We start from the raw sequence: 8397 nt of genomic DNA on the forward strand, positions 1-8397 counted from the left end.
ACCATCGCGGTCACGCAGAAAGCGCGCGAGCTGAAAAATGCCGGCCGTGACATTATCGGGCTCGGCGCCGGCGAACCGGATTTCGACACGCCAGACAACATCAAGAATGCGGCAATCGAGGCGATCCGCCGTGGCGAAACCAAGTATCCGCCGGTTTCGGGTATCGTGCCGCTGCGCGAGGCGATCGCAAAAAAGTTCAAGCGCGAGAACAATCTCGACTACAAGCCCGAGCAGACCATAGTCGGCACCGGCGGCAAGCAGATCCTGTTCAACGCCTTCATGGCGACGCTGAACGCCGGCGACGAGGTCATCATTCCTCGCCCCTATTGGGTCAGCTACCCCGAGATGGTGGCCATCTGCGGCGGCACCTCCGTGTTTGCCGACACCTCGATCGACAATGGCTTCAAGCTGACCGCTTCCGTGCTGGAAAAGGCGATCACGCCGAAGACCAAATGGCTGCTGATGAACTCGCCGTCGAACCCGTCAGGCGCTGCCTATACCGAGGCCGAACTGCGCGCGCTGGCCGACGTGCTGCTGAGGCATCCGCATGTCTGGACGCTGACCGACGACATGTACGAGCACCTGACCTATGGCGATTTCGTCTTCAAGACCATCGCCGAGGTCGAGCCTAAGCTCTACGAGCGCACGCTGACCATGAACGGCGTGTCGAAAGCCTATGCAATGACCGGCTGGCGCATCGGTTATGCGGCGGGTCCGGTTCAACTGATCAAGGCGATGGACATGATCCAGGGTCAGCAGACATCGGGCGCCTGCACCATTGCGCAATGGGCATCCGTCGAGGCGCTGAATGGCCCGCAGGATTTCATCGCCAAAAACAAGGCGATCTTTCAAGGCAGGCGCGACCTTGTCGTGTCGATGCTCAACCAGGCACGCGGCATCACCTGTCCGTCGCCGGAAGGCGCCTTCTATGTCTATCCTTCCTGTGCCCAGCTGATCGGCAAGAAGACCAAGGCCGGCAGGCTGATCGACACCGACGAGACCTTCTGCTCGGAACTGCTCGAAGCCGAGGGCGTCGCGGTGGTGTTCGGCTCGGCCTTCGGCCTCGGGCCCAACTTCCGCATCTCCTACGCGACCTCGGAGACGCTTCTGGAAGAAGCCTGCACACGCATCCAGCGTTTTACGGCTTCGCTGACCTGACCGACGCACTATGAATGCAAAAACCCGGCTTCACCGCCGGGTTTTTTAATGGGCCGTCAGCCTCACGCCTCGTGCTTGGTCTCCTTGGCCGAGCGCGCCTCGGCCGGCGCCAGCACGGCAACCAGCAATGCGGCGGTGAGGAACGCGCCTATCGCCGCCGTCAGCATCGCGGCATGGAAGCCGCCGGCATAGGCGGCAGCATAGAGTTCATGCACGCCGCTTTCGCCCATCGCCGCATCGGTTGCGAAATCATGCCGTGAAATTGCAGCACGAGCCACCGCTTCCGCGTTGGCGACACCGGCATCGCCGAGATACCCGGTCAAAAGGTTGGTTGCCCGCATGCTCATCAAGGCGCCGAGCAAGGCGATGCCGATGGCAAGACCGCTCTGGCGGGTGGCATTGATGACCGCCGACACCATGCCTGAGCGTTCGCGCGGCGCATAGGACATGGCCGCGGCACTGCCGGTCGGGATTGCCAGCGCATTGCCGAGGCCGCCAATGGCGAACAGAAGGCAGAGCACCGCATAGGTCGTCGAAGGGCCGGCCCAGCACATGCCGAGCATGGACAGGCCGATAGCAACATAGCCGATGGTCATCAACGCAGAGTGACCATAGCGCGCGCTCAGCCTGCCGATCCATGGCGACACCACGATCTGGACGATGAAGGCCGGCGCCATGCGCAGGCCGGTCTGCGTCGGCGACCAGCCCTGCACCTGCTGCAGGAACATCGAGAAGAAGAAGACGCTGGAATAGGAGGTGAAGCCGAGCGCGAACGAAGCGACATTGGCGACGGCGAAGCGGACATCGCGGAACAGGCCAAGCGGCAGCATCGGCCGTGCCGTGCGCGCCTCGAAGCCGAGGAAAGCAGCCAGGCCGACGACGCCGGCGACGAGCGCCGTGACCGTCCTTGGCTCGCCCCAGCCATTCTCGCCGGCCGAGATCAGGCCGAAGGTCAGCGCCCCCAGCCACAGGATGCTGAGAGCCAGGCCGACGAGATCGAGATGGGCATGTTCGGGATGCGCCGTCTCGTTGATCGAAGCAGCACCGAGCGCGATCGTGATCAAGCCCAGCGGCAGGTTGATCAGGAAGATGCTTTGCCAGCCGACGGTCTCGACCAGGATGCCACCGAGGACGGGACCAACGAGCAGAGAGATGGCGGCGAACGACGCCCAGCCGCCAATGACGCCGGCGCGCTGGCGCGCATCGGGAAAGGCCTGCGTCAGGATCGACAGCGCGCCTGGAATGAGCAGCGAGCCGGCGATGCCCTGTACGACCCGGCCGGCCAGTAGCACCGGAAGATTGGGCGCGACGGCGCAGATCAGCGAGCCGGCCACGAAGATGCCCACGCCGGCCAGCCACGAGCGCTTGCGGCCATAGCGATCGCCGATCAGGCCGGACGACAGCATGAAGGCGGACAGGCACAGCGTGTAGGCGTCGACCACCCATTGCAGGCCGCCGAAATCGGTTTGCAACGCCTGCTGGATGGTCGGCAGCGCGACATTGACGATGCTGACGTCGAGCAGAGCCACGAACGAACCAAGATAGACAGCGGCGACCAGGGGCAGACGATGCTTTGACATGGCTATATCCAGACGTGAGTTTCGCAATCACCTACGTCACTGACTGACGGTCAGTTGAATGGGCGGGCATGGCGCTGTCACGCGATGGAGTTAAAAATGTCGCGGCTGGATAGAAGCCCGGCTTCCTACGGATTGAGCATCAGCCGCCATATTGTCCCGATGTCACCGCTTCCAGCCAATCGACATGGACATCGTCGAGCGCCTCCTGCATCGCGATATGCGTCATCGCCGATTTCGGCGCCGCGCCATGCCAGTGTTTTTCGCCAGGCGCGAACGAGATGACGTCGCCGGCCCTGATCTCCTGGATCGGGCCGCCCCACGTTTGGGCAAACCCGGCGCCCACCGTCACGTACAGCGTCTGGCCAAGCGGATGCGTATGCCAGTGGGTGCGCGCGCCCGGCTCGAAGCTGACCAGCGTGGCCCGCAGCCGCGCCGGCGCCTCTTTCTCGATGATCGGCGTCTGCAGCACCCGGCCGGTGAAGTATTTTTCCGGCGCGATGACGGTCGGCACGCTGCCGCAGGCGATGATCTTCATGGGTCGATGGTCCTTCAAACAGCGGGCGACGGGTCGCCTGTTCTCAGTTTCGGCCGATATCGGTCGACGTGCAACAGCTTCCCGCTGCCAGCCCCAGCATATGATCCGCACGGTCCACTGCCGAGCAAAGGGTTTCTATTTTTCTTGCCCTGCCGGCAAACAAGTGGGACGATGGCTTTGGGCAGGTGGCACTTGAAAAGAACCCCGCCCGCGACGGTCGAACAGGCCGGCCGCCGCTCAGGACCGATTGACCAAGCCTGAACCATACATGCCAGTCGGTCCTACGGGAAACGCCTGAGTGGAGGTCAGTCATGGGTACTCGCGCCGGAGGACGACGCACGGGACCGAAATGCATTGCCATAGTCGGTCCCTTCGCAAGCGGTAAGACGACACTTCTCGAAGCCATATTGGCCCGTACGGGCTCAATTCCCCGACAAAATCCCGTTTCATCAGGTAACACCGTTTCAGATCATTCGCCCGAGGCGCGCGCCCACGCCATGAGCGTCGAGGCGACGGTCGCCACGACCGAATTCATGGGCGAGCAGATCACCTTCGTCGACTGTCCCGGTTCCATCGAATTCTCTTTCGAGGCCGAACCGGTGCTGGCCGCCTGCGACCTCGCGGTCGTCGTAGCCGAGGCCGACGAAAAGAAGATCCCTGCCCTGCAACTGATCATGCGCAAGCTCGACGATCTCGGAGTGCCGCGCATTCTGTTCCTCAACAAGGTCGACAAGGCAATCACCGGCGTGCGCGACACGCTGAAGATGCTGCAGCCGGCCAGTGCCGTGCCGTTGCTGCTGCGCCAGATTCCGCTGCGCAAGGACGGCGTCGTCATTGGTTCGATCGACCTGGCGCTGGAGCGCGCCTACATCTATCGCGAATATGCCGAAAGCGAGGTGGCGCAGATTCCCGGCGACGACAAGGCGCGCGAGCTCGAAGCGCGTTTCTCGATGCTGGAGACGCTGGCCGACCATGATGACCAGTTGATGGAACAACTGCTCGAGGAGATCGAGCCGCCCAAGGATGCGATCTTCGACGACCTCGCCGCCGACCTGCGTGACGGTGCGGTGATCCCGGTGCTGATCGGCACCGCCGAGAAAGGCAACGGCGTGCTGCGCCTCCTGAAGGCGATCCGCCACGACGCGCCCGACATCGAGGCGACCCGCAAACGGCTCGGTGCACCCGACGGCGCGGCTACCCTGGTCCAGGTGATGAAAACCATCCACACCTCGCATGGCGGCAAGCTGTCGGTGTCGCGCATCCTCTCCGGTCAGGTCGTCGACGGTTCCGAACTCTGGCTGCCCGGCGGCGACACGGCCAAGGTTTCCGGCATCTACCGGATGCTCGGCAAGGACCAGTCCAAGCTCTCCATCGCCAAGGTCGGCGACACGGTGGCACTGGGCAAGCTGGACGAGGTCAAGACCGGCCAGACGCTGAGCTCGGCCAAGGGCGGCATCAAGCCGCTCGTCCAGTTCGAGCCGCCGCAGCCGGTCTTCGCCTTCGCGCTCCGCCCCAAGGAGCGCAAGGACGAAGTGAAGATGTCGGCTGCCATCCAGCGGCTGGCCGAGGAGGACCCCTCGCTCAGCCTGCGCCACAATCAGGACTCGGCCGAAACCGTGCTGTCGGGCCATGGCGAGATGCATCTGCGCGTGGTGCGCGAGCGGCTGGAAGGCAAGAACCAGATACCGGTCGAAGGTCATCCGCCGGCGGTGCCCTATCGCGAGACGATCCGCAAATCGGCGCAGCAGCGCGGCCGTCACAAGAAACAGTCCGGCGGCCATGGCCAGTTCGGCGACGTGGTGATCGAGATCAAGCCGCTGCCGCGCGGTTCCGGCTTCCAGTTCACCGACACCATCACCGGCGGCGTCGTGCCCAAGACCTACATCCAGTCGGTCGAGACCGGGGTCCGCGACTATCTGAAATCCGGGCCGCTGGGCTTTCCGGTCGTGGATGTCGCAGTCAACCTGTCGGACGGCTCCTATCATGCGGTCGATTCCTCCGACATGGCCTTCCAGATGGCGGCCAGGCTGGCGATGAAGGAAGGCATGGCCGCGTGCTTGCCGGTGCTCCTGGAGCCCGTGATGAAGGTCGAGATCGTCACCCCCTCCGACGCCACCTCGAAGATCATCGCTCTCATCCCGCAGCGGCGCGGCCAGATCCTCGGCTACGACGCGCGACCCGACTGGCCGGGATGGGATGTCGTCGAGGCAACCATGCCGCAAGCCGAGATCGGCGACCTGATCATCGAGTTGCGCTCGGCGACCGCGGGCGTTGCCAGCTATCGTGCCGTCTTCGACCACATGGCCGAACTCACCGGCCGTCTGGCCGACGACGCCATGAACACCAACGGCAAGGCTGCCTGATGGCGTGGCGTTCCTCTCGAACCTGATTCGGGGGAACAAAAGAAAACGACGTCCGGCGGGGACCGGACGTCGTTTTGTTCGCGGACCGTTTCCTTGGGAGGTAAAACGTCAGGTCCGCCGCATTTGGTACCGCCGAGTTCGGCGGAAAAACGGTTCGGACGCGGTAGCCGCCTGAGCCCGGGCCGTACGAGTGATGCCCCCATCTCCCGTCCGAACCACACCGCGTCCTATGATCTACATAGCAGGTCGCGGGCGTTCGGGATATGTTACCAGAGGTTACATGTCACCGTTACGTGGCAATTGTGATGGAATTTTTGGCCGGCCCAGCAGGGTACAGGCAACAAAAAAGCCGGATCAATGAAGATCCGGCTGAGTTTGATTGGAGTGCCTGTTAAGGCTAACCTCCAGAGGGGAACACTCGAGGGCGCTAATGGGAGGAGAACGCGCCCAGGAGATGATCTCTATATGTGCTCATCATGCCCAAGAAACAAGCATCTATTTTGCAACACACACATGCAAAAAGACGCAGGCTGTGGTCTAACCCATTCCAGAAGCCAATAGGACCAGCAAAATCGTCGAAATGGAGCGCTGAATCGGGCAATTGCAACTACAGAATCGCTAATCTCGGCTGGCTTTCGGCTCGAAATGCCAAAACTGGGCAATGATGTGGAAGCGGGCAGCAGGCGTGCATTTCTAAGGCAATCGCGGAGCAAGCAGCCAATGCGGAGGTTTTCGGCGATCGCCGGCAGTGCGGCCTTCTTCATCGCGGCGCCGTGCGTGGTTGCCGGGCTGGTGCCCTGGTTGTTGACCGATCGCTGGGGCTTGCCCCGGTCGGGCCTGCCGGGCTTTGCCCCTGTTGGCGGGCTTCTGATCGTTGCCGCGGGCGCGGCACTCCTGCATGCCTTCGGCCTTTTTGCGCTTGAGGGCCTGGGCACACCCGCACCGGTCGCCCCGACCGAGAGGCTGGTGATAGGCGGCATCTACCGCCATGTCCGCAACCCGATGTATGTCGCCGTGCTGTCGATCATCCTCGGCCAGGCGCTGCTGTTCTCGAGCTGGGCGCTGGTCGCCTATGCCGCCGTCAGCGCTGTCTCCATGGGCGCCTTCGTCAGGCTCTATGAAGAGCCGACGCTTAGCCGCCGTTATGGCGCCGAATACGAGACCTACCGCCGCAACGTGCCCGGCTGGCTGCCTCGGCTGATGCCCTGGCGGGGATAATCCCGTAGGGCGTGAAAACGAAAATCAGAAGGACCAGCTTCGGGCTTTGGCGATGATGAAGTCCCGGAACACATGCAGCTTGGCCTGGTTCTTCATCGCGTCGGGATAGGCGAAATAGGTGTCGAAAGACGGCACCTCGGTCTCCGGCAGCAGCTGCACCAGATCGGAGTCCTTGCTGATCACATAGTCGGGCAGCATGGCGATGCCGGCACCGCCCTGCACCGCCCGCTTGATCGACAATATGTCGTTGATCTGCAGCGTCGGCACCCTTTGTCCGCCTTCGAAATCACCGACCGTTTCCAGCCAGTTCAGCTCCGACAGATGCGACGGCACCGGCACGCCGAAGGTGACGATGCGATGGGCCTTCAGCTCGGCGACGGAAGACGGCTTGCCATGCTTGGCGACATAGGATGGGGCCGCGTAGAGGTGGAAATGCACGGTGAACAGGCGGCGCTGGATCAGGTCCGGCTGCTGCGGCTGGCGCAGCCGGATGGCGCAATCGGCCTGGCGCATGGTGAGATCGAGTTCCTCGTTGGCGAGGATCAGCTGCAGGCTGATTTCGGGATAGAGTTCGATGAATTCCTGCACCCGCTCGGTCAGCCAGCCGGCGCCCAGCCCCACCGTCGTCGTCACCCGCAGCACGCCCGACGGACGATCCTTGGTCTCGGTCAGCCGGGACTTGATGGTCTCCAGCTTCATCAGCACGTCATGCGCCGTGCGAAACAGCATCTCACCTTGCTCGGTCAGCACCAGCCCGCGGGCGTGGCGGTTGAACAGCGGCACGCCGACATCATGCTCGAGCGCGCTGACCTGCCGCGAGATCGCCGATTGCGACAGATGCAATGTCTCGGCCGCATGGGTAAACGACCCCGCCTCCGCCGCAGCGTGAAACACGCGTAGCTTGTCCCAGTCCAACGCCATGATTCCCCTCGTTCTGTTTTGGCGTCTGAATGAAAAATCAGGCTTTTACACGGCGTTTCTAAGCCGCTCTCTGAACTCTCTACTCGGCCGCTTCGCGATGCACTTCGATGCCGGCCAGATACTTCTCCGCCTCGAGCGCGGCCATGCAGCCGAGCCCCGCTGCCGTCACCGCCTGGCGGTAGATATCGTCGGTCACATCGCCGGCCGCGAACACGCCCGGCACATCGGTGCGGGTCGAATCCGGCGCTGTCCACAGATAGCCGTTCGGCTTCTGCTTGAGCTTGCCGGCGAACAGTTCAACCGCCGGCGCATGGCCGATGGCCACGAACACGCCGTCGATCTTGAGGTGCGACACCTCGCCGGTCACCGCATGCTTGAGCTTCAGCCCCTCGACCGAGGGCGGCAGCGGCGTCTTGCCGGGTCGACCGGTGATCTCATCGACGATCGTGTCCCAGATGACGCGGACATTGTCCTTCTTCAGAAGCCGCTCGCGCAGAATACGTTCAGCGCGAAAATCGCTGCGCCTGTGGATGACCGTCACGCTCCTGGCGAGATTGGACAGATAGAGCGCCTCTTCCACCGCGGAATTGCCGCCACCGACCACCGCGACATCCTTGCCCCT

General features: G+C 63.1%; 7 protein-coding genes. 3 read left to right on the top strand and 4 right to left on the bottom strand.

Annotated elements, in window-relative coordinates; translation table 11 throughout:
* Nucleotides 1-1158, top strand: a 1158-nt coding sequence (locus tag EOD15_RS22935; RefSeq protein ID WP_148129621.1) for a pyridoxal phosphate-dependent aminotransferase, incomplete at its 5' end; no start/stop codon positions are given.
* Between the two features lie 62 nt (nucleotides 1159-1220).
* Here the strand turns inward: EOD15_RS22935 and EOD15_RS22940 are convergent.
* The gene (locus EOD15_RS22940) at nucleotides 1221-2738 is read right to left on the bottom strand and encodes an MFS transporter (RefSeq protein WP_127321440.1); all 1518 of its coding nucleotides are present in this window, start codon (nucleotides 2736-2738) and stop codon (nucleotides 1221-1223) included.
* 139 nt (nucleotides 2739-2877) lie between these two features.
* Nucleotides 2878-3273 carry a cupin domain-containing protein gene (locus tag EOD15_RS22945; protein WP_127321439.1) on the bottom strand — a complete coding sequence of 132 codons (396 nt, stop codon included), beginning with the start codon at nucleotides 3271-3273 and terminating at the stop codon, nucleotides 2878-2880.
* Nucleotides 3274-3584: 311 nt separating this feature from the next.
* Between EOD15_RS22945 and EOD15_RS22950 the strand changes: the two genes are divergently transcribed.
* Nucleotides 3585-5636, top strand: a complete 2052-nt coding sequence (locus EOD15_RS22950) for an elongation factor G (RefSeq protein ID WP_127267438.1) — start codon at nucleotides 3585-3587, stop codon at nucleotides 5634-5636.
* A gap of 720 nt (nucleotides 5637-6356) precedes the next feature.
* On the top strand, nucleotides 6357-6854 hold the full coding sequence (locus EOD15_RS22955; protein WP_127323038.1) for an isoprenylcysteine carboxylmethyltransferase family protein: 498 nt from the start codon (nucleotides 6357-6359) through the stop codon (nucleotides 6852-6854).
* Nucleotides 6855-6878: 24 nt separating this feature from the next.
* Here the strand turns inward: EOD15_RS22955 and EOD15_RS22960 are convergent, their stop codons facing one another.
* Nucleotides 6879-7775: a LysR family transcriptional regulator gene (locus tag EOD15_RS22960; protein WP_023809733.1), complete on the bottom strand. Its 897-nt coding sequence runs from the start codon at nucleotides 7773-7775 to the stop codon at nucleotides 6879-6881.
* Nucleotides 7776-7854: 79 nt separating this feature from the next.
* Nucleotides 7855-8397, bottom strand: a 543-nt coding sequence (locus tag EOD15_RS22965) for an FAD-dependent oxidoreductase (RefSeq protein ID WP_185929041.1), incomplete at its 5' end; no start/stop codon positions are given.

The sequence above is a fragment of the Mesorhizobium sp. M7A.T.Ca.US.000.02.2.1 genome (genome assembly GCF_003996995.1).
Taxonomy (GTDB): domain Bacteria; phylum Pseudomonadota; class Alphaproteobacteria; order Rhizobiales; family Rhizobiaceae; genus Mesorhizobium.

Coding starts and splice junctions, on each gene's coding strand:
- EOD15_RS22940 (WP_127321440.1), bottom strand. CDS start 2,738: ATGTCAAAGCATCGTCTGCCCCTGGTCGCCGCTGTCTATCTTGGTTCG.
- EOD15_RS22945 (WP_127321439.1), bottom strand. CDS start 3,273: ATGAAGATCATCGCCTGCGGCAGCGTGCCGACCGTCATCGCGCCGGAA.
- EOD15_RS22950 (WP_127267438.1), top strand. CDS start 3,585: ATGGGTACTCGCGCCGGAGGACGACGCACGGGACCGAAATGCATTGCC.
- EOD15_RS22955 (WP_127323038.1), top strand. CDS start 6,357: ATGCGGAGGTTTTCGGCGATCGCCGGCAGTGCGGCCTTCTTCATCGCG.
- EOD15_RS22960 (WP_023809733.1), bottom strand. CDS start 7,775: ATGGCGTTGGACTGGGACAAGCTACGCGTGTTTCACGCTGCGGCGGAG.